The sequence below is a fragment of the Dietzia sp. Alg238-R159 genome (assembly GCF_900537145.1).
GTDB classification, from domain to species: Bacteria; Actinomycetota; Actinomycetes; order Mycobacteriales; family Mycobacteriaceae; genus Dietzia; species Dietzia kunjamensis.
This window is the reverse complement of record NZ_UNRI01000002.1, coordinates 139,714-160,011: the sequence shown is the minus strand read 5'-3', so window position 1 is coordinate 160,011 and position 20,298 is coordinate 139,714. Positions and strand designations below refer to the sequence as shown.

18 protein-coding genes are annotated in these 20,298 nt (G+C 71.2%); 11 read left to right on the top strand and 7 right to left on the bottom strand.

The annotated features are described in order from the left end of the window. The first annotated feature begins 284 nt into the window (after positions 1-284). From G6R20_RS18650 to G6R20_RS05480, 7 genes are all read left to right on the top strand, one after another. Positions 285-1,832 (top strand): NlpC/P60 family protein, encoded by a 1,548-nt coding sequence (locus G6R20_RS18650; protein WP_240341287.1) that lies wholly within the window; start codon positions 285-287, stop codon positions 1,830-1,832. 137 nt (positions 1,833-1,969) lie between these two features. Beyond that, entirely contained in the window at positions 1,970-2,983 is a 1,014-nt protein-coding gene (locus G6R20_RS05505; RefSeq protein WP_067714538.1) for a MoxR family ATPase, read from the top strand. Next, on the top strand, positions 2,980-3,963 hold the full coding sequence (locus tag G6R20_RS05500; protein ID WP_067714363.1) for a DUF58 domain-containing protein: 984 nt from the start codon (positions 2,980-2,982) through the stop codon (positions 3,961-3,963). Before G6R20_RS05505 ends, G6R20_RS05500 begins: the two co-directional genes overlap by 4 nt. After that, the gene (locus tag G6R20_RS05495; protein ID WP_067714366.1) at positions 3,960-4,940 is read left to right on the top strand and encodes a VWA domain-containing protein; all 981 of its coding nucleotides are present in this window, start codon (positions 3,960-3,962) and stop codon (positions 4,938-4,940) included. The genes G6R20_RS05500 and G6R20_RS05495 overlap by 4 nt, the downstream gene beginning before the upstream one ends. A gap of 66 nt (positions 4,941-5,006) precedes the next feature. Then, positions 5,007-5,738, top strand: coding sequence for a 3-oxoacyl-ACP reductase FabG1 (gene fabG1 / locus G6R20_RS05490; protein WP_163375781.1), 732 nt, complete (start codon positions 5,007-5,009; stop codon positions 5,736-5,738). 1 nt (position 5,739) lies between these two features. Beyond that, positions 5,740-6,582, top strand: coding sequence for an NADH-dependent enoyl-ACP reductase InhA (gene inhA / locus G6R20_RS05485; protein ID WP_163375780.1), 843 nt, complete (start codon positions 5,740-5,742; stop codon positions 6,580-6,582). Position 6,583: 1 nt separating this feature from the next. Continuing rightward, positions 6,584-7,711 (top strand): ferrochelatase, encoded by a 1,128-nt coding sequence (locus G6R20_RS05480; RefSeq protein WP_163375779.1) that lies wholly within the window; start codon positions 6,584-6,586, stop codon positions 7,709-7,711. Positions 7,712-7,746: 35 nt separating this feature from the next. Here G6R20_RS05480 and G6R20_RS05475 read toward each other — a convergent pair whose 3' ends face one another. Next, a complete protein-coding gene (locus G6R20_RS05475; protein ID WP_163375778.1) occupies positions 7,747-8,559 on the bottom strand; it encodes a hypothetical protein in 813 nt (270 codons plus the stop codon). A 67-nt stretch (positions 8,560-8,626) separates the two neighbouring features. On the opposite strand from G6R20_RS05475, the gene G6R20_RS05470 reads away from it, so the two are divergent. Next, positions 8,627-9,448 (top strand): DUF3097 domain-containing protein, encoded by an 822-nt coding sequence (locus G6R20_RS05470; protein WP_205475745.1) that lies wholly within the window; start codon positions 8,627-8,629, stop codon positions 9,446-9,448. Here G6R20_RS05470 and G6R20_RS05465 read toward each other — a convergent pair. After that, positions 9,432-10,067, bottom strand: coding sequence for a TVP38/TMEM64 family protein (locus tag G6R20_RS05465; protein WP_240341286.1), 636 nt, complete (start codon positions 10,065-10,067; stop codon positions 9,432-9,434). The genes G6R20_RS05470 and G6R20_RS05465 overlap by 17 nt on opposite strands. A 138-nt stretch (positions 10,068-10,205) precedes the next feature. On the opposite strand from G6R20_RS05465, the gene G6R20_RS05460 reads away from it, so the two are divergent. From G6R20_RS05460 to meaB, 3 genes are all read left to right on the top strand, one after another. Next, positions 10,206-12,044 (top strand): methylmalonyl-CoA mutase family protein, encoded by a 1,839-nt coding sequence (locus G6R20_RS05460; protein ID WP_205475773.1) that lies wholly within the window; start codon positions 10,206-10,208, stop codon positions 12,042-12,044. A gap of 1 nt (position 12,045) precedes the next feature. Further along, positions 12,046-14,352, top strand: a complete 2,307-nt coding sequence (gene scpA / locus G6R20_RS05455; protein ID WP_163375777.1) for a methylmalonyl-CoA mutase — start codon at positions 12,046-12,048, stop codon at positions 14,350-14,352. 92 nt (positions 14,353-14,444) lie between these two features. Next, positions 14,445-15,452, top strand: coding sequence for a methylmalonyl Co-A mutase-associated GTPase MeaB (gene meaB, locus G6R20_RS05450; protein ID WP_163375776.1), 1,008 nt, complete (start codon positions 14,445-14,447; stop codon positions 15,450-15,452). A 149-nt stretch (positions 15,453-15,601) separates the two neighbouring features. Here the strand turns inward: meaB and G6R20_RS05445 are convergent, their stop codons facing one another. The 5 genes from G6R20_RS05445 to G6R20_RS05425 form a co-directional block, all read right to left on the bottom strand. Then, the gene (locus tag G6R20_RS05445) at positions 15,602-16,393 is read right to left on the bottom strand and encodes a class I SAM-dependent methyltransferase (protein ID WP_069390477.1); all 792 of its coding nucleotides are present in this window, start codon (positions 16,391-16,393) and stop codon (positions 15,602-15,604) included. Between the two features lie 118 nt (positions 16,394-16,511). Then, the gene (locus G6R20_RS05440) at positions 16,512-17,750 is read right to left on the bottom strand and encodes a sigma-70 family RNA polymerase sigma factor (RefSeq protein WP_240341334.1); all 1,239 of its coding nucleotides are present in this window, start codon (positions 17,748-17,750) and stop codon (positions 16,512-16,514) included. A 106-nt stretch (positions 17,751-17,856) separates the two neighbouring features. Continuing rightward, positions 17,857-18,222 carry a YciI family protein gene (locus tag G6R20_RS05435; RefSeq protein ID WP_069390476.1) on the bottom strand — a complete coding sequence of 122 codons (366 nt, stop codon included), beginning with the start codon at positions 18,220-18,222 and terminating at the stop codon, positions 17,857-17,859. 351 nt (positions 18,223-18,573) lie between these two features. Continuing rightward, positions 18,574-18,771 carry a hypothetical protein gene (locus G6R20_RS05430; protein WP_163375774.1) on the bottom strand — a complete coding sequence of 66 codons (198 nt, stop codon included), beginning with the start codon at positions 18,769-18,771 and terminating at the stop codon, positions 18,574-18,576. A gap of 74 nt (positions 18,772-18,845) precedes the next feature. Beyond that, positions 18,846-20,270: an acyltransferase gene (locus G6R20_RS05425; protein WP_163375773.1), complete on the bottom strand. Its 1,425-nt coding sequence runs from the start codon at positions 20,268-20,270 to the stop codon at positions 18,846-18,848. Between the last annotated feature and the right edge of the window lie 28 nt (positions 20,271-20,298).

The following is a 20,298-nucleotide window of genomic DNA, read 5'->3' as shown; positions in this document are numbered from 1 at the left end:
GAAGACGCCGAAACGTCGCTTTTCCGACAACGGTGTCCAGTTCGCGACACGCCGCCCGTCCTGCTGTTATGCAAGTTACAGCAGTGTATTTTGCCGACCGATGTTTCACATGTGTTCCCTGTGACCTACGGTGCTAAAGGAACACTAGGTTCTACCGAGTCGTGTTGAGGCTCCAGTGGCGCAGGGGAAGGCATCACCGGCCGCCGACACCGCCTCGGTCTCGCGTCCCGCCGTGCGGGTCGCGCGGTCAGCCGCACCCCGGTGCGGTCAGCGGAAGGTGAAACGTGGAGCCTGACCATTCGTCGAACCGTGCCCGAGGGGCGCGCACACGCAGGTATCCCGGAAGGGCACCCGGGCGGGCGGCACTGGCCGCGGTGCTGGTCCTGGGAACAGCCGCCGGTGCGGTGCAGGCGCCGGTGGCCGGAGCCCAGCAGGTCACCGCGGTCGCGCCCGGCGACATCTCCGGCCTTATCCGTGCCGTCGCCGATGCCAGCGCCCGACTGGACCAGACCCGCGAGGAGATCGCGGTCAGCCGGGAGAGCGTCAACAAGAGCCTGGTCGACCTCCAGATGGCCCGGATCGAACTCGACCGGGCCATCGCCGAGGCAGACCGCACCTCCGCCGAACGCGAGCAGGCGGAGTCCGGCGTCGAGTCCGCGCGCGGCACCCTCGACGATTATTCACGGCTGTTGCACCGGCAGGGAACCGCACCGGGCGCGGCGTCGGCGATCCTCGATCCCGGCGGGCCGGCGGATGCCGGGCTGCGCCAGGAGTATCTCCAGCGAGCCGCGGCCGACCAGCGCACCGTGGTGGGGGAGATGGTGGCGGCCGCCGATGAGGCCGCCCGGCGCGAGTCCGAGGCAGTGGCCGCCCGCGACTCCGCCGAGCAGCGTTACTCGGACGCCGCCGAGCGTCGGGCCTCCGCCGAGGCGGAGGTCTCCAGGGTCGCGGGCGACGTCACCGCTCTGGAGGTCCGGGTCGTCGCGCTGACCCGTGAACTGGACGAGCACCGCGCCGCCCTCGCGGAGTCGGGTGCCACCCCGGCGGGCCCACGGGTCGACGCCGCGGACGCGGTCGACGCAGAGGCGATGCGCGCGGAGGCCCTCAGTGTCCTCGCGGGCCAGCCGGAGGCCGGGGAGCAGGCGGCCGACATCGCCTCCGCGCTCCCGTCGCATCTCGACCTGGGTGCGGTCCGGCAGTTCGCCGGGGGCTCTTCGGACGAGGCGACCCGCGCCATCGGAGGGACCATCGACGCCGGCAGCGTGGGCGCGGCCGTCGACGCCGGCATCAACGGTGACACCGAGGCGATCGTGCAGCAGGTCGCCGACGCGATCAGCCGGGCCGACTTCGGCTCGATCGCCCAGGGGCCGGCGGCGCCCGGGCCGGGCGCCGGCCAGGGCGGGAATGCCGGGACCCCCTCGAACAGTGCTCGCGTGGAGACCGTCGTCAACCGCGCCCTCTCCCAGCTCGGGATGCCGTACGCGTGGGGAGGCGGCGATGCCAACGGGCCCACCCGTGGCATCCGCGACGGCGGGGTCGCCGACTGGCACGGTGACTACAACAAGATCGGCTTCGACTGTTCCGGGTTGATGATCTACGCGTTCGCCGGGATCGGCAAGGCGCTCCCGCACTACACCGGCTACCAGTACACCGCCGGGCCGCAGTTCCCGGTGGCCACGCGACAGCGGGGCGACATGCTGTTCTGGCCCGGCCACGTGGCCCTGTACCTCGGCGACGGCAAGATGGTCGAGGCACCCCAATCCGGTGACGTCGTGAAGATCTCGCCGGTGCGGATGGCCGGGATCTCGCCGATGGTGGTCCGGTTGGTCTGACCGCGGCACCGGTACTGTCGTCCCCAACCCGTTCGGACGGCCCCGGCAGGGCGCCCGGAACACCCGACCACGCGAAGGAGCCCTCCGCGGTGAGCGATCCCCATCCCGAACAGTCGAGCCGTCCCGGCGAGCCCCCCGTGAGCGCGTCGACGGCCGCGGAGGACGCACGTCTCCTCGAGCGAGCGGTCTACGAGGTCAAGAAGGTCGTGGTGGGCCAGGACCGACTGATCGAGATGATCCTCGTCGGCCTCCTCTCGCGGGGTCACATCCTGCTCGAGGGCGTCCCGGGCGTGGCCAAGACCCTCACCGTGGAGACCTTCGCCACCGTGGTGGGGGGGAGTTTCCGGCGGCTCCAGTTCACCCCGGACCTCGTCCCCGCCGACATCGTCGGCACCCGCATCTACCGGCAGGGCCGCGAGGAGTTCGATGTCGAGCTCGGCCCCATCCTGGCGAACTTCGTGCTCGCGGACGAGATCAACCGTGCACCCGCCAAGGTCCAGTCCGCGCTGCTCGAGGTCATGGCCGAGGGGCACGTCTCGATCGGCGGTCAGACCTTCCCCATGCCCAGCCCGTTCCTCGTCATGGCCACGCAGAACCCCATCGAGAGCGAGGGTGTCTACCAGCTGCCGGAGGCACAACGGGACCGCTTCCTGTTCAAGCTCGTCATGGATTACCCCACCCCGGAGGAGGAACGCGAGATCGTCTACCGGATGGGCTCGACCCCGCCGGAACCCACGCGGGTCCTCGGCGTCGACGCCCTCATCCGGTTGCAGAAGGCCGTCCGCGAGGTGTTCGTCCATCACGCGTTGGTCGACTACGTCGTCCGCGTCACGGTGGCCACCCGCGAACCCGCACGGCACGGACTGGAGGACGTCGCGCGGTGGCTCTCCTACGGCGCCTCTCCCCGTGCGACGCTCGGGGCCGTCACCGCAGCCCGTGCGCTCGCCCTGGTGCGGGGACGCGACTACGTGGTGCCGCAGGACGTGATCGACGTCCTGCCGGCCGTCCTCCGGCACCGTCTCGTTCTGACCTATGACGCGCTGGCCGACGAGGTCACCGCCGACACCGTGGTGCGACGCGTGCTCGAAGCCGTACCGCTCCCACAGATCAGCGCGGTTCCCGCCCAGGCCGGCCCGCCGCCGTCACGGTGACCGCCGCGGACGAGGGCAGACGCGACGACCCCGTCGACGCGTCGTCCCGTGCGGCCCTGGCCCAGCTGGAACTGCTCGTCACGCGCCGTCTCGACGGGGTACTCAACGGCGACCACCGCGGACTGCTGCCCGGGCCGGGCACCGAGCCCGGGGAGGCGCGGGCCTACGAACCCGGGGACGACGTCCGAACGATGGACTGGTCCGTCACCGCCAGGACCACCGTCCCGCACATCCGTCAGACCATCGCCGACCGCGAGCTCGAGACGTGGCTGGTCGTCGACCTCTCGCCGAGTCTCGACGTGGAGGGCCGGCACGGAGCCAAGCGGCGACTGGTCGAGGCCGCCGTCGCCACCGTCGGCTTCCTCTCGGCGGGCGGTGGTAGCCGGGTCGGCATGGTCCTCACCGGGGACGGACGCCCACGCGTCCTGCGGGCGACCGGCGGACGGGACCACGTCCGACGCCTACTGGAGGAGGTGGCGCGGTCGACACCACGCGTCACGCCGGGGGGCTCGCTCGACGATTGCCTCCACGCCGTCCGGAACGCCGCTCGCCGGCACGGCCTGGTGGTGGTGATTTCCGACTTCCTGTCCGAGGTGGACTGGGAACGGTCGCTGCGCGTCCTGGGCACCCGCCACGAGTTCCTCGCCGTCCACGTGGCGGACCCACTCGACATCGCACTCCCGGCCGTGGGCGCCGCCCTGCTGCAGGATCCCGCCACCGGGGAGGTCCTCGAACTCGACGTCGACGACGCGCTCGCCGCCGACTACCGCCGAACCGCCGGTGAGCACCGCGACCGCGTCCACTCCGCGCTCCGGCGGTGCGGTGCACCCGTCCTCGCCCTGCGGACCGACCGTGACTGGATCCGTGACGTCATCGACTTCGTCGGTGTGCGCCGCCAGGGCGGCCTGCCGACCGGCGACAATCTCGTCCGCGACCTCCCCGACGACCGGCCCGGCACGCAGGAGGTGGCGACGCGATGAGCCTGTCCGAGTTCCAGCATCCGCTCTGGCTGATCCTGCTGGTCGTTCCACTGGCACTCGCCGTGGGATACGTCATCGCGCTGCGGTCCAAGAAGCGCCGGACCGTGCGGTTCGGCAACTTCGGGGTCCTCCGGACCGTCGATCGTCGAGGACGCCGCTGGTTCACGCACGTCCCGGCCGTGCTCCTGGTGCTGTCACTGCTCACCCTCGTGGTGGCCCTCGCCGGCCCACAGCGAGAACAGAAGGTTCCACGTAACCGGGCGACCGTCATGCTCGTCGTCGACGTGTCCCTGTCCATGGAGGCCACCGACGTCTCCCCGTCGCGACTCGAGGCCGCACAGCAGGCCGCCACGACCTTCGCGAACAACCTCACCCAGGGCGTCAACCTGGGCCTGGTCTCCTACGCGGGCACCGCCTCGATGCTCGTCGCCCCCACCACGGACCGGGGACCGGTGGTCCGCGCGGTCGAGCGACTCAGGCTCGACGAGCGCACCGCCACAGGGGAGGCCATCTACACCGCCACCCAGGCGATCACCACGTTCACCGAAAGCCTGGGCGGACCTGACCAGGCACCCCCGGCGAGAATCGTCCTGCTCTCCGACGGCAAGGAGACCGTCCCCGCCGACCCCACCGAGGAGCGGGGCGCGTTCACCGCCGCCGAACGGGCCTCGGAAGCCGGCATCCCCGTCTCCACCATCTCGTTCGGCACCCTGTACGGCACCGTCGACATCCAGGGCAGACCGCAGCCCGTGCCCGTCGACGACGCGTCCCTGCGACAGATCGCCGACATCTCCGGGGGCGACTTCTTCACCGCCTCCAGTCTCGAGGAGCTCGACTCCGTGTACCGCACCCTCGAGGAACAGATCGGCTACGAGTGGAAGAAGGCCGACGCCTCCCGGCCCTGGCTCGTCATCGGCACCCTGCTGGCCATGCTCGCGGCGGCCGGGTCACTGACCGCGCACCGGCGGATCCCGTGACACCGACCGGGACACGAGTGCGGACCAGCGCCGGACCGCCCGCCCCGGCTCGCTAGGGTGGGGGACATGGTTTCCGAGAGCACGCCCGGCACCACCCCCCGAACGGTCCTCGTGACCGGAGGTAACCGCGGGATCGGGCGGGCGGTGGCCGAGCGGCTCCATGCCGACGGCCACCGCGTCGCCGTCACCCACCGCGGGTCCGGGGCCCCCGAAGGGCTCTTCGGGGTGCAGTGCGATGTGACCGACTCCGACTCGGTCGACGCCGCCTTCACCGCCGTCGAGGCCGAGTACGGCCCGGTGGAGGTGGTGGTCTCCAACGCGGGGACCACCGATGACACCCTGCTCATGCGGATGAAGGACGAGCAGTTCACCAGCGTGGTGGACGCCAACCTCTCGGGCGCGTTCCGGGTGGCCAAGCGTGCCTCCCGCGGGATGTTGCGGGCCCGGTTCGGTCGCCTGATCTTCATCGGTTCGGTGGTCGGGCAGTCGGGCACCGCGGGGCAGGTGAACTACGCCTCGTCGAAGGCCGGGCTGGTCGGCATGGCGCGCTCGCTCACCCGCGAACTCGGGTCCCGCAGCATCACCGCGAACGTCGTGGCGCCGGGTTTCATCGACACCGACATGACCGCCGGGCTCGACGACAAGACGCAGGAGCAGGCGATCGCCGCGATCCCGCTCGGACGCAAGGGGTCGGCCGGAGACGTGGCCGGGATCGTGAGTTTTCTCGCCGGTGACGACGCCGGCTACATCTCCGGGGCCGTGATCCCGGTCGACGGCGGAATGGGAATGGGGCACTGACATGAGCCAGACCGACACGGGCGAGAAGGTGGAGACCAGCTCCGGGCTGCTCTCCGGTAAGACGATCCTCGTCACGGGCGTCATCACCGACGCCTCCATCGCCTTCCACATCGCCAAGCACTGCCAACTGCACGGTGCGCAGGTCATCCTCACGGCCTTCGGCCGCCCGTCGTTGGTCAGGGCCATCGCCAAGCGCCTGCCCGAACGTCCCCCGGTGATCGAGTTGGACGTCCAGAGTGAGGACGACCTGGCCGCGCTGGCCGACCGGGTGCGGGAGCACGCCGACTCGGTGGACGGCGTCGTGCACTCGATCGGATTCGCGCCGCCCAGTTGTCTCGGGGATCCCTTCCTCGACGCGCCCTGGAAAGACGTGGCCGTCGCGCTCGAGGTCTCCGCCTACTCCTACGCCTCGCTGGCCAAGGCGGTACGCCCCCTGCTGAACCGCGGTGCGTCGATCATCGGCCTGGACTTCGACCCGCGGTTCTCCATGCCGTTCTACAACTGGATGTCGGTCGCCAAGAACGCACTCGAGGCGGTCAATCGCTATGTCGCCCGCGACCTGGGTCCAGAGGGGATCCGCTCGAACCTCATCGCGGCCGGGCCCGTCAAGACGCTCGCGGCGAAGGCGATCGCGGGCGAGGCCCTCGGACCCGGTGGCGAACTGGACCAGATGCAGGACGAGTGGGACCGGCGGGCCCCGCTGGGATGGGACGTCGACGACCCCACCGCGGTGGCCACGACGGCCGTCGCCCTGCTCTCGGACCTCATGACCGCCACGACCGGCACGGTGATCTACGCGGACGGCGGCGCGGGGACGGTCTCGTTCAGCGGACAGGAGAAGTGACATGACCGGAGCGACGGACGACACCGTGGGGCAGGACGACACAGTGGGGCAGGTCGACGCCCTGCTCGTGCTCTCGTTCGGCGGGCCCGAGGGACAGGAGGACGTGATCCCGTTCCTGGAGAACGTCACCCGGGGCCGGGGGATCCCGCAGGAGCGCCTCGAGGAGGTGGCCACCCACTACCGCCACCTGGGCGGCCGCAGCCCGATCAACGACCTCAACCGCGAGATCATCGCGAATGTCGAGGCCGAACTGGCCCGCCGCGGCCGCGACCTGCCCGTTTACTTCGGCAACCGCAACTGGACCCCGTATCTCGAGGACACCGTCACGCGGATGCGTGATGACGGCGTCCGCACCGCGGCGGTGTTCGCCACCTCGGCGTGGGGTGGATACTCCGGGTGCGGGCAGTACCACGAGGACATCGAGCGGGCACGCGGCGCGGTCGAGAACGCTCCCACGCTCGTGCGCCTGGGACAGTTCCACGACCATCCGAAGTTCGTCGAGCGCTTCGCGTCCGACCTGTCGCGTGCCCTCGACGACGCCCGGCAGCTGGCCCGCGACGCCGACTCCGACGGTGCCGGGGTCGGTACGGGGGGAGAACCCCGACTGGTGTTCACCGCACACTCCGTCCCGACCACTGCCGACGCCACCGCCGGCCCCAAGAGACTCGGCGGTCACCTCTACAGCCGTCAGGTCAAGGACGCCGCGCGTCTCGTCGCCGCGGCGGCCGGGGTGGACGAGTACGACGTCGTGTGGCAGTCCCGGTCGGGGCCGCCGAGCGTGCCGTGGCTCGAACCGGACGTCGTGGACCACGTTCGGAACCTCGCGACGCATCAGGGGATACGTGACGTCGTCGTGTGCCCGGTCGGTTTCATCTCCGACCATGTCGAGGTGATCTGGGATCTCGACACCGAACTCGTCGAGGACACCGAGGACCTCGGGGTGCGCATCACCCGGTGCGCGACCCCGGGCCCGTCGCGCGAGTTCACCGAGTTGATCCTGCAGATGCTCGACGAGGTCGAGACGGGGGAGCGGATCGATCGGCTCGGTGAGGTGCCGTCCCTGGGTTGCACCCGGAACGGCGCCCGGTGCGCGGTCGACTGTTGCCCGGCACCCTCGCGGAGAGCGTGACCTGACGCGCCGCCGGTCCCGGTCCCCGGGCGTGGTCAGAAAGTTCTCAGCGCCCCCTCGCCGGCCGCGGCCACCGCGGACCGACGGGCGGCGTCCTTCACCGCGACGAGTCGCCGGAGGACCGGCTCGCGCGCGGCGGGGTCCACCCCGACCTCCGGCTGTGCCAGCGCGACGGAGGTGATCGCCTCGACCCGGTCGATCCTGTCCACCAGTTCGAGGACGCGGGACGGGAGCCCGGCCGGCAGGCGGGTGACGTGGGAACGGATGTCGATCCGGGCCACGTCGTTTGTGCGCACGGCGGTGCGTTCGATGAGGTCGGCGGCCTCCACGACGGCTCCGCCCAGGTCGGCGAGCGCCTCCGAGGGGCCGGCCGGTTGGGGTGCGACCGGGCAGTCATGTATCCCGCGCGCTCGCCACCGCAGCACATCCGGATGCGGTTCGACGCAGGTCAGGCACACGGCGTCGCGTGACTCGGGGGCGCGGACGAGGATCCCCCACCCGGCGTCGGCCACGTCCGCGCGGACCGCCGGGACCGGCGGCAGGCTCGAGGTGTCCCCGGGCGCCGTCGTCAGCAGGGACAACGCCTCCGGCGCCGGGTACGAACGCCCCGCGCGCCGCAGCGTCGTGACGAGCCCGGGCAGGAGTCCTGCCGGGCCGGCGGCGGGGGAGACCTCGGCGAGCATCGGGACCGGCGCTCCGACGATCTCCAGCAGGTGCGACTCCGCAAGGCCGGAGACGTACGAGGTCAACTCGTCGAACGGTTGATCCGCCCACGCGGTGCGCAGGAGGTACAGCGGCAGCGGCCACGCCGGGGACAGCGCGGTACTGCGGGTGAGGGGTCGGGACATGACGATCGATCCTACCGGCGGTGTGCCGCCAGCACCCCCGGCGCGGCGACGGCTACCGTGTCTGGCCATGGCAGACATGTACGGCTCCGACATCCTGTCCGGTACGGCGCGACGCCGCCGCCCGGAGGTCCCCGTCGTCGACGCCGAACGGGACCTGGTGGTGGAGGACGCCGAATCCGGGTTCTGCGGCGCCGTGGTGGGTTTCGACCGGTCCTACGACGGCGAGTTCGTCAAACTCGAGGACCGGCGCGGTCGGGTGCGCCTCTTCGCGATGACCCCCTCGGCGTTCCTCATCGACGGCTCCCCGGTCACCCTGCGCAAGCCGGCGCCGGCAGCGCGGCGGGGGCCCGCGGTCACCGCGTCGGGGTCGCGGAAGGTCGAGGGTCTGCGGGCCCGCACGGCCCGCGCGGGGCGCATCTGGGTCGAGGGCATCCACGACGCAGCGCTCGTGGAGAAGATCTGGGGCCACGATCTGCGGGTCGAGGGCGTGGTGGTCGAGCCGCTGCACGGGATCGACGACCTGCATGCACTGGTCACCGAGTTCGGCCCCACCCGTCGGGCGAGACTCGGCGTGTTGGTGGACCACCTCGTCGAGGGCAGCAAGGAATCGCGGATCGTCGCGGGGCTGGGGCAGGACGTCCTCGTGACCGGCCACCCGTACGTGGACATCTGGCAGGCGGTCAAACCCTCCGCCGTGGGGATCCGCGAATGGCCGGTGGTCCCCCGCGGCGAGGACTGGAAGACGGGGATCTGCCGGCGGCTGGGCTGGGGCGAACCCGTCGACGGGTTCCGCCACGTGCTGGCCTCCGTGAGCACCTACCGGGACATCGAACCCGCGTTGCTCGGAGCGGTGGAGAGGTTGGTCGACTTCGTCACGGAGCCGGCCTGACCGGCAGCTTGGCGTCGAGGACCATTCCCACCAGTCCGACCAGGGCGAACCCTGCTGTGGCCCACAGGGCGGCCGTGCCGTCACCCTCGGTCAGTGAATTCCCCAGGAGGACCGCGGCAACGGTCCCGGGTGCACTGCCGATGAGGGTGGCCAGCAGGAACTGCGGGTAGGAGATCGAGGTCAGCGCGGCGGCGTAGTTGACCACCGAGAACGGCACCGCCGGTACCAGCCGCAGACTGCCCACCGAGAGCCACCCGCGCCGACGCAGTCGTGCGTCGATCGAGGCCACCCGCGGATCCGCGCGCAGCGCGGCTGTCCGGTCGTGACCGAGGCGACGGACCCCGGCGAACGCCAGTGTCGCCGCGATGCCGGTGGCCACGAGAGTCCACGGGATGGCCACGGCCGGGGTGAACAGGACCGCGGCGGTGTAGGTGAAGGTCGACCGGGGGATGGGCGAGACCGTGACGAGCGCGTAGGCGGCGAAGAAGGCAACGGGGAACCACGGACCCAGTCGCGTGGCCCATTCACGGAACTGCTCCAGCCCCGGGGTCGGCACGAGGGTCGCGACCAGGACCACCAGCGCGACGGCCGCCACCCACGCCAACACCCGGTTCCGCACCGGGACGACTGTAGTTGCCGTGGTGCGGACGTCGTCCCCCACAGGTCCCCCTCGCCGCGAGGGCGTGTTCCGGCCCCGGTGGGGCTGGACTAGAGTCCGGGGGTGACCCCCTTCACTCCACACGAGAACGAGGTACCGGTGACCAGTTCGACCACAGGCCCAGACCTTCGCTCCTGGTACGCCTCTGTGGGAGCCGTCCTCGCGAAGGCCGCCCGCAAGGATCCCGCCGACATGCCCGAGGACGCCTGGCGCGCACTGGTCGCCACCACACGCGACGGCATCGAGATCAACCCGCTGTACACGCGGGAAGACGAGATCGCCGAGCGCCCCGCGCCCGGGCAGTTCCCGTACGTCCGCGGCGGGGGCCGGTCGGGGCTGCCCGAGAGCGGCTGGCACGTCAGCTCGCGCATCGCGGTCACGGGGGAGGCCTCCGAGGTCAACACCGAGATCCTGGACCTGTTGAACCAGGGGGTCTCGGCACTGTGGCTCACCGCCGAGCCCGCCGCGCTGGCAGCGGTCCTCAAGGACGTCTACCTGGATCTGGCCCCGGTCACCTTCGATTCCGGTGCCGGCCTGGTCGAGGTCGCCGAGTCGTTCCTCACCCTGCTCGACGAGCGCCGCGAGGCGGGTGACGGGGTCGTCGACCGCGCCGCCGTCGTCGCCGACCTGGGGGCCGCGCCCGTGACCGCCGCCTACGCGGGGACCGGCACGATCGAGCTCGACGCCGCGGTGCAGCTGGCCACGCGCGTCACCGAGCGCGAGGAGACCATCCGGACCTTCGTCGCCGACGGCACGGTCTTCCACGCCGACGGCGCCGGCGACGCCCAGGAGTTGGCCTACGCCGTGGCCGCCGGACTGGAGTACGTGCGGGCGCTGATGTCGGCGGGACTGTCCGCCGCCGCCGCGCTGCGCCAGATCTCGTTCCGGCTCGCCGCCACCGATGACCAGTTCGCGTCGATCGCCAAGTTCCGCGCGGGACGGCTCATGTGGGCCCGCGTCGCCGAACTCCTCGGCGCTCCCGAGGCCGGTGGCGCTCCGCAGCACGCGGTGACCTCCATGGCGATGATGTCGCGCCGGGACCCGTGGGTGAACATGCTCCGGACCACCCTCGCCGCGTTCGGCGCCGGGGTCGGCGGCGCCACCTCGGTGACGGTCCTCCCGTTCGATGCCTTGGTGCCGGGGGGCCTCGAGAGCACCTCCCATGCCTTCGCCGCGCGTATCGCCCGCAACACCCAGCTCCTGCTGCTCGAGGAGTCGCATCTCGGACACGTCGTGGACCCGGCCGGTGGCTCCTGGTACGTCGAGTCGCTCACCGACGCGCTCGCCGACGCCGCGTGGTCGGCGTTGCAGACGATCGAGGCGGAGGGCGGCCTGACCGCCGCGATCTCCTCGGGGACCGTCGCCGACGCCATCGCCCGCGTACGCGAGGCACGCGACGCCGACATCGCCCACCGCACGGCTCCGATCACCGGTGTGTCCGAATTCCCCAATCTCGACGAGCAGCCCCTCGACGCCTCCCGCCGTGGCGGCGACGACTACCGCTACGGCCGCGCGTTCGAGGACCTGCGGGACCGGTCCGACGCGCACCTGGAGGCCACCGGCTCCCGCCCGACCGTCCTGATCGCGGGCCTCGGCCCCCAGGCCGAGACGACTCCCCGCGTGACGTTCGTGGCCAACCTGCTCGCCGCCGGCGGCATCGAGGCACGCAATCCGGTCGTCACCGAGGCCGGGCAGTACGCCGGGGCGCACGAGGGCGAGCGGATCGCCGTGCTCTGCGGCGCGGACAAGCGCTACGCGACCGAGGGCGCCGACGCCGTCCGCGCGCTCCGGGACGCCGGGGTGTCGACGGTGTACCTCGCCGGCGCCGAGAAGGGCTTCCCCGCCGACGCCACCGACCGCCCGGACGGGTACCTGGCCCTCGGCATCGATGCCGTCGCCGCCCTGACCACCCTCCTCGACCAGCTGGGAGTGCAGTGACATGACGACCTTCCCCGATTTCAGCACCACCCCGTTGCGGGAGACCTCCGAGGGGACGCCCCTGCCGGACGGTGTCGAGACCACGGCCGACCACGAGGTGGGTCCCGGCGTCGACGCGGACCCGACGTGGGAGACGCCGGAGGGTATCGACGTCAAGCGCGTCTACACCAAGGCCGACCGTGACGCCGTGGAGGCGGGCACCGCCCCGACCGACGACGGCGAGGAGGTCACCCCCTTCCCGTTGGACACGGTGCCGGGTGCGGCACCCTTCCTCCGCGGGCCCTACCCGTCGATGTACGTCAACCAGCCGTGGACCATCCGCCAGTACGCGGGGTTCTCCACGGCCGCCGAGTCCAACGCCTTCTACCGGCGCAACCTCGCAGCCGGCCAGAAGGGCCTGTCGGTCGCGTTCGACCTGGCCACGCACCGTGGGTACGACTCCGATCACCCGCGGGTCGCCGGCGACGTCGGCATGGCCGGGGTGGCGATCGACTCCATCCTGGACATGCGCGAGTTGTTCGACGGCATCGACCTGTCGTCGGTGTCGGTGTCGATGACGATGAACGGCGCCGTCCTGCCGATCCTCGCGTTCTACGTGGTGGCGGCCGAGGAGCAGGGGGTGACGCCGGACCAGCTCGCGGGGACCATCCAGAACGACATCCTCAAGGAGTTCATGGTCCGCAACACCTACATCTATCCGCCCAAGCCCTCCATGCGGATCATCTCGGACATCTTCGCCTACACGTCGAAGATGATGCCGCGCTTCAACTCGATCTCCATCTCCGGTTACCACATCCAGGAGGCCGGTGCGACGGCCGATCTCGAGCTGGCGTACACGCTGGCCGACGGCGTGGAGTACCTCCGCGCCGGTCTGGACGCCGGGTTGGACATCGACAAGTTCGCGCCCCGCCTGTCGTTCTTCTGGGCCATCGGCATGAACTTCTCCATGGAGATCGCCAAGCTGCGCGCGGGGCGTCTGCTGTGGAGCGAGCTGGTCGAGAAGTTCGGGCCGAAGAACGCCAAGTCCAAGTCGCTGCGGACCCACTCGCAGACGTCGGGGTGGTCCCTGACCGCGCAGGACGTCTTCAACAACGTCGCGCGGACCTGCATCGAGGCCATGGCGTCCACCCAGGGTCACACGCAGTCGCTGCACACCAACGCCCTCGACGAGGCGCTGGCTCTGCCCACCGATTTCTCCGCGCGGATCGCCCGCAACACGCAGTTGCTCCTGCAGCAGGAGTCCGGGACCACGCGGCCGATCGACCCGTGGGCCGGCTCGTACTACATCGAGTGGCTCACCGCCCAGCTCGCCGACAAGGCCCGTCTGCACCTCCTCGAGATCGAGGAGGCCGGCGGCATGGCCCAGGCGATCGGGGAGGGCATCCCCAAGCTCCGCATCGAGGAGGCCGCCGCCCGGACCCAGGCGCGCATCGACTCCGGTCGTCAGCCCGTGATCGGCGTGAACAAGTACGTTGTGACCGAGGACCAGGAGATCGACGTCCTCAAGGTCGACAACTCCCGGGTCCGCACCGAGCAGCTGGCGAAACTGGACAAGCTGCGGGCGGAACGGGACGAGGACGCCTGCCAGGCAGCCCTCACCCGCCTGACCGAGGCCGCCTCCGGCGGGGCGGCCAGCGATATGGACAACAACCTCCTCGCCCTCGCGATCGACGCGGCCCGCGCGTACGCCAGCATCGGGGAGATCTCCGACGCGCTGGAGAAGGTCTACGGTCGTCACAAAGCGGAGATCAAGACCCTGTCCGGTGTATACCGGCAGGAGGTCACCAAGGAGGGCGCCGTGGACAACGTCACCCGGGCCATGCGGATGGCCGACGCGTTCGCCGAGCAGGAGGGGCGCCGTCCCCGCATCCTGCTGGCCAAGATGGGACAGGACGGCCACGACCGCGGTCAGAAGGTCGTGGGCACCGCGTTCGCCGACCTCGGGTTCGACGTCGACATGGGCCCGTTGTTCCAGACGCCGGAGGAGGTGGCCCAGCAGGCCGCCGACGCCGACGTGCACGTTGTGGGCGTGTCCTCCCTGGCCGCGGGTCACCTGACCCTGGTACCCGCACTGCGTTCGGCGCTCGCCGGGGTGGGTCGCGAGGACATCATGGTCACGGTCGGTGGCGTCATCCCGCCGGGTGACTTCCAGGAGCTCTACGATGCCGGGGCCGCCGCGATCTACCCGCCGGGCACCGTGATCGCCGAGGCCGCGATCGGGCTGCTCGACGCGCTCGCCGGCGAGCTCGGCCACGACCTCTCGTCGGCCGCCTCGGGTGAGGGGGCCGGCTCGGAGGTGACGTCCTGACCCGCCTCGGCTCCGGACCCGACCCGGCCGGTTCGGGCAACCTGTCGGGCAGTCTGTCGACCACTGCCGGTACCGGCTCGGTGCGTGGCCCGGTGCCCTCGGCCACCGGGCCGCGTCCGCGGCGCGAGATCGATGTCGACGCACTGCTCGCCGGCGTGCTCGAAGACCACCGCCCGGTCCTTGCCCGCGCGATCACACTGCTGGAGTCCACGAACCCGGCGCACCGGGAGAAGGCCCAACAGCTCCTGTTGGGCGCGCTGCCGCACGCCGGTGGGGCGCTGCGGATCGGCATCACCGGGGTGCCGGGGGTCGGCAAGTCGACGTTCATCGAGTCCTTCGGCCTGTACCTGGTGGAGCAGGGCCTCAAGGTCGCGGTCCTCGCCGTCGACCCGTCGTCCACCCGCACCGGCGGCTCGATCCTCGGCGACAAGACCCGCATGGCCACCCTGTCCACGGAACCGAGGGCCTACATCCGGCCCTCGCCCACGTCCGGCACGCTCGGGGGCGTGGCCAAGGCCACGCGGGAGACGATGGTCCTGCTCGAGGCCGCCGGGTTCGACGTGATCCTCGTGGAGACCGTCGGCGTCGGCCAGTCCGAGGTGACGGTGGCCGGGATGGTCGACTGCTTCACGTTCCTCACCCTCGCCCGCACCGGCGACCAGCTGCAGGGCATCAAGAAGGGTGTCCTCGAGTTGGCGGACATCGTCGCGGTGAACAAAGCTGACGGCCCGCACGTCAAGGACGCCTCGCGGGCCGCCCGCGAACTCGGGGCCGCCCTACGGTTGGTGCGTCCTGCCGACGCGGTGTGGAAGGTGCCCGTCCTGACCATGTCGGGACTGGAGGCCGAGGGACTGGACCGCTTCTGGGACGCCGTCCGCTCGCATCAGGACACGATGAACGGGATCGGCGAGGTGGAGGCGCGGAGGGCGCGTCAGCAGGTGGACTGGACGTGGTCCATGGTCCACGACACGCTGATGGCCCGGCTGGCCGCCGATCCGGAGGTGCGCAGGATCGCCCCGGAAGTGGAGCAGCAGGTCCGCGAGGGCACGCTCACCGCGGCCCTCGCTGCGCAGGCGATCATCGACGCCTTCGACTCCTGAGCCCCGCCGGGCACCGCCTTGCGCAGTGCGCAGGCCGCGCACCCCCGGCCTGCCCCGGCGAGATCCGCTACTCTCCCTACCCGTTCGCTACCCCGATTCGGATAGCGGATCCGGAGGGAGAGTAGCGGATTTCGTGTGCCGCGGCGTGGTCAGCGTTTGCGCAGTACGAACCCGACCGCGCTCATGTGCTGGTCGTGCGCGACGAAGGTCCTGCGCATGGCGAGAACTCGTCGGCGGGCGTCCGCGTCGCGGAGGAGGTTTCGGACGATCCGGGCCACGCCGACGATGCCCTCGTCGGCGAGGACACGGCGGGGCTGGAGCAACGCCATCGGGCGGAGTTCGGTGCTCTCGACCTCGAAGCCGGCCTCGTCGAACAGGTGGGTCCACTCCGCTACGGTCAGTGGCCGCGCGTTCACTCGGATCGAACGGGCGAGGTCCTTGCGGATACCCGTCTTGATCTCGTCGTCCAGGGTGTCGGGGACCAGGCACAGTTCGTGGACCAGGTACCGCCCGTCCGTCCCGAGCACCCGGCTGGCCTCGGCCACGATCTGCCGCTTGGCGGAGTCGCCTTGCATGGTGAGCATGGCCTCGCCCACGACGATGTCGGCGGACGCGGTCTCCAGACCGGTTTCCTGGGCAGTCGCCACCACCAGTTCACCCCGGCCTCCGATTGCGTGGCGCGCGACCGCGACGGCGTCGGCATCCGAGTCCACGCCCACATACGAGGCCGGGCTCTCGTCGAGCAGCAGTGTCGCTGTCAACCCCAGTCCGGGAGCGAACTCCACTACGCGTTTGCCCGTCACGGTGGTGGCCGAGACGAGCCAGCCGGACAGTTCCTTACCGCCCGGACGAAGGACCTTCTTGCCCATACGCGCCAGGAGCCAGTGCCCGGCGACGGACTCGGGGTCCCGGTCGTGCTGGGGGAGCGGACTGGCGGTCATGTGGGAACCTCCTCGGGGATGCGGCGCCGACACCTAAAGGTCGCGGCGTGAGGTTAGCCTAACCTGCCTTGGGTCGAGGGGGAAGGGAAGGCGAGTCGAGCTACGCGACGCACGAGCTTCAGGCGTCCCACCAGCGCTGCAGGAGGTAGTCACGCTCGGCGTCGTTGCGGGCGAGTGCATGGGCGCGGACCCACGCCCGGCGCGCCTCCTCCGGACGCCCGAGCAACTCCAGGGTGACCGCCCTCGCCTCGTGGAACGGGTGGTGCTCGGCGAGCGCCGGGTCCGCGGACAACTCGTCCAGGTGGGCGATCCCCACCTCCGGCCCGTCTCGTCGTCCGATGGCCACCGCCCGCGCCATACGGACCACCGGGCCGGGAGCGAGGATCACGAGCACATCGTAGAGGGCCACGATCTGCCGCCAGTCCGTCGACGCGAAGTCCGGGGCCTCGGCGTGCACGGCGGCGATGGCGGCCTGAACGGAGTACGGGCCCGGGCCGCCCGCGGCAGCCTGCTCTGCGAGCGACAGGCCTTCCTCGAGCAGAAGACGGTCCCACGTGCGGCGGTCCTGGTCCGGCAGAGGAACGGGCATCCCGTCGCGACCGGTCCGTGCGGACGCCCGTGCCTCGATCAGCACCATCAACGCCAGCAACCCGGTGACCTCCGACTGCGTGGGCATCAACCGGTGGACGATGCGGGCCAGCCGGATCGCCTCCTGCGTCAGATCCGTCCTCAGGTGACTAGCCCCCTCGGTCGCGGCATACCCCTCGGAGAAGACGAGGTAGATCACGGTGAGAACGGCCGAGAGCCGGTCGGGAAGCTCCGCGCTCCCGGGCACCCGCACCGGGATCCGGGTGACCCGCATCCGCTTCTTCGCCCTGACCAGCCGCTGCTGCATCGTGGGCACCGGCACCAGGAACGCCTGGGCGATCTCGGCGGTGGTCAGCCCCGCCACGCACCGGAGCGTGAGCACGACCTGCTCCTCGACCTTCAGGGTGGGGTGGCAGCAGGCGAAGAACAGCTCGAGACGCTCATCCGGAATCTCGTCCGGGTCCGCGGGCGAGACCTCCACCGCACGGGCCGCCCGGTGTTCCTGCTCGACGTGCAGCCGGGCCAACCGCTCCGTCAGAGCCCGCTGTCGCCGGAGTCGGTCGATCGCCTTCCGCGCCGCGGTGGTCATGAGCCAGGCCAGGGGCTTGTCCGGCACACCGGTGACCGGCCACTTCTCCAGCGCGGCCGCGAAGGCGTCCTGCGTCGCGTCCTCCGCGAGGTCGAGGTCGCCGAACCGCGCCAAGAGAGCCGCGAGCAGTCGCGAGCGGTCCTCCCGGCGCAGCGCGCCGAGCACGTCGCGAACCGCCAGACCCGGGGCCGCGCTCTCGCACTCCCCGGGTCGGCGGTCACCGGGCGCCCCGCGCTCGGTGCCCACGGCGTCTCCTGGTCCCTCGGTCACCGGTGCCCGGCGTCCGTCAGTACTCTGCGATGGCCCGGACCTCGACCCGGCCACCATGCACTCCCGGGCATCGCCGCGCCCACGCGAGCGCCGCGTCGATGTCGGGCACGTCGATGATGATCGTGCCCCCGACGAACTCGCGGCTCTCCGCGAACGGACCCGAGGTGATGACGGGGTCGCCGCCACCGGCGGGGGCCGCGAGACTGACCGCGGTCTCCGGGTCGTGCAGGGCGAAACCGCCGGCGAGGACCCCCGCGGCCTCGAGTTCGGCATCGAACGCCATGAACGCCTCCGGTCCGGGCCCCTCGACGGCCCCCTCCGGCCCGGCCTCCCCGCACCGGACGTCGTCGATGTTGCCGAAGAGTAGAAGCACGTACTTCATGTCGATCTCCTGACTGTGACTGGTGGATGCCGGCCGCGGTGAAGTGCGCCGACACCTTCATGACGAACGGGCGCCCGAAGATCGACAGGTCCGCGGAAGGAATCTCCGCGCTCACGGATTCCGCTCCCGGGGCATCCGCGCAGGAGACGTCGCCCGCGGCTGTCTCAGAGGCCGCGCGACTTCACTCTCGCGGGCATACGAGGCTCACAGCCGTCAGGGTCGGATGCACACGCCGGCATGCTCACCCACACGCGACAGCTCGTCTGTGAACGACGCGGACGCGAATGGAGTCAGACAGGAGACGACGGGGGAGACGACAGATGCCGACTCCGAGCCCGCCGACGCTCCGGTTCAGTACCGTTCGTCCGGCACCCGACGGCTCCGCGAGCGCATCGCGAACAGCAGACCGATCACAAAGAGCACCACACCGGCCACCATCAGGATCACCGCGAGGGTGTTCGCGTCGATACCCGGAATGCTGATCTCGACCGCGTACATGAGTATCGCGCCGAGCACCACGAGGACCACTCCGCCGCCGATGTAACCCATAGCTGTTCTCCTTCGTCGTGAGCGTGCGCGTGTCCGCGCTTGTGCGCTCACCCTACGAGAACCCGGCGCCGAATTCAGGCGTGCGGGGAGAGCAGCTTTCGTGCCGGTTCCTCGATGAACCGGTGGCTCGCTGCGCCCGCGGCCAGCGAGCCGGCCACGGTGACGGGCCAGATGACCCCCATCCGCTGGTCCCATAACCGCGTGCGGGTGAGGGGGAACGCGGCGTGCAGGACGAGCTGATGCCACAGGAAGATTCCGTACGACCAGGTGCCGACCTTCTGCAACGGCGCGGACTCCAGGACCGGGAACCGCGTGCCCTCCGGGGCGAGGACCACCGGGGCCAGGACGAGGAACGCCATCGTGCCCGCCAGACCGGTCCGGGCCGCGAACTCGACGGGGCCCGGGTGGACGAATCCCTCGGAGAACCATCCGGGAACGGTGGTGGCGACCAGGGCAGCGCCGCCGGCGAGCCACCACCCCCACCTCGCGAGTCGATCGCGACACATCCGGGCGAGCGTGCCGGGGGGCGCGGTGACGACCTCGGCCAGCAGCATCCCCGCGGCGAACCAGGCGGCGAACGACGGCGGGAGGATCTGGACGTTGACGTCGGCCGGCAGGATGCCGAGGGCGTGCCACGGGAGCATCGGGAACACGAGACCCGAGGCACCGAACGCGGCGATCGCCGGGATACGCCACCGGGCGGAGTCGCCGCGCAGGTCCTTCATCGCGGTCCACAGCAGCGGGAAGGCGAGGTAGTACGCCATCTCCACGGCCAGCGACCACGCGTGCGTCAGCCCGGCGACGAGGAAGTTCGACGTGTAGATCTGCGTGAGGGTCAGGTTGGCGATCCAGGAATCCGGGCCGTTGACGTGGTTCTGCTCGAGCAGCAGCATCGCGGCGGCGACCAGCACCGCGTACGACGGCAGGATCCGCACGAGACGCGAGCGGAGGTACTCGCGGGTCGGCCGGGCGGTTCCCGGCTCGTCCCTGCGCGCGTGGGCGGCGTGGGCTCGCCACAGCAGGAACCCGGATTTGGCGAAGAAGACGGCGACCGCCAGGTCGAGTCGCCCGAACAGCCGTTTGACGGGTGACCCGGTGGACGCGCGGGTGACGAAGGCGACGTGGGTGGTCAGCACCCCGACGGCCGCGAGGCCACGGATCCCCTCGAGGGCGGGGACGAATCCCCGGGCCCCGGCGAGTCGGCGTGGCGCCGAGCCGGCCGAAGTCGCGTCCCTGCCCGCCGGGTATCCCGAACGGGTGGCCGTCGCGTGGCCCGCACCCTCGGAGGACGCCGCACCGGGGCCTGCCGCCGGTACGGTCACCTCGGCGCGTTGCCGGATCCGCCTACGCACGGTCTCGCGCGCGGTGGCCACGGCGTTCCGGACGGTGGCCACCGCAGGCTCGGCCTCGCCGGAGGCCACCGCTGCGCGACGTGCGGAGACCCCGGCGACGACCGCCCCGCCCGCGACGACGATCAGGGCGGTGGCGACAGACCTCATGGACTCTCCCGGGGCGGTGAGGTGGGAT

Bases quoted from the DNA above. Each gene is read 5' to 3' on its own strand.
- G6R20_RS05435 (WP_069390476.1), bottom strand. From the start codon at position 18,222: ATGAAGTACGTGCTTCTACTCTTCGGCAACATCGACGACGTCCGGTGC.
- fabG1 (WP_163375781.1), top strand. From the start codon at position 5,007: ATGGTTTCCGAGAGCACGCCCGGCACCACCCCCCGAACGGTCCTCGTG.
- G6R20_RS05430 (WP_163375774.1), bottom strand. From the start codon at position 18,771: ATGGGTTACATCGGCGGCGGAGTGGTCCTCGTGGTGCTCGGCGCGATA.
- inhA (WP_163375780.1), top strand. From the start codon at position 5,740: ATGAGCCAGACCGACACGGGCGAGAAGGTGGAGACCAGCTCCGGGCTG.
- G6R20_RS05470 (WP_205475745.1), top strand. From the start codon at position 8,627: ATGGCAGACATGTACGGCTCCGACATCCTGTCCGGTACGGCGCGACGC.
- G6R20_RS05445 (WP_069390477.1), bottom strand. From the start codon at position 16,393: ATGACCGCCAGTCCGCTCCCCCAGCACGACCGGGACCCCGAGTCCGTC.
- G6R20_RS05475 (WP_163375778.1), bottom strand. From the start codon at position 8,559: ATGTCCCGACCCCTCACCCGCAGTACCGCGCTGTCCCCGGCGTGGCCG.
- scpA (WP_163375777.1), top strand. From the start codon at position 12,046: ATGACGACCTTCCCCGATTTCAGCACCACCCCGTTGCGGGAGACCTCC.
- G6R20_RS05480 (WP_163375779.1), top strand. From the start codon at position 6,584: ATGACCGGAGCGACGGACGACACCGTGGGGCAGGACGACACAGTGGGG.
- G6R20_RS05425 (WP_163375773.1), bottom strand. From the start codon at position 20,270: ATGAGGTCTGTCGCCACCGCCCTGATCGTCGTCGCGGGCGGGGCGGTC.
- G6R20_RS05495 (WP_067714366.1), top strand. From the start codon at position 3,960: ATGAGCCTGTCCGAGTTCCAGCATCCGCTCTGGCTGATCCTGCTGGTC.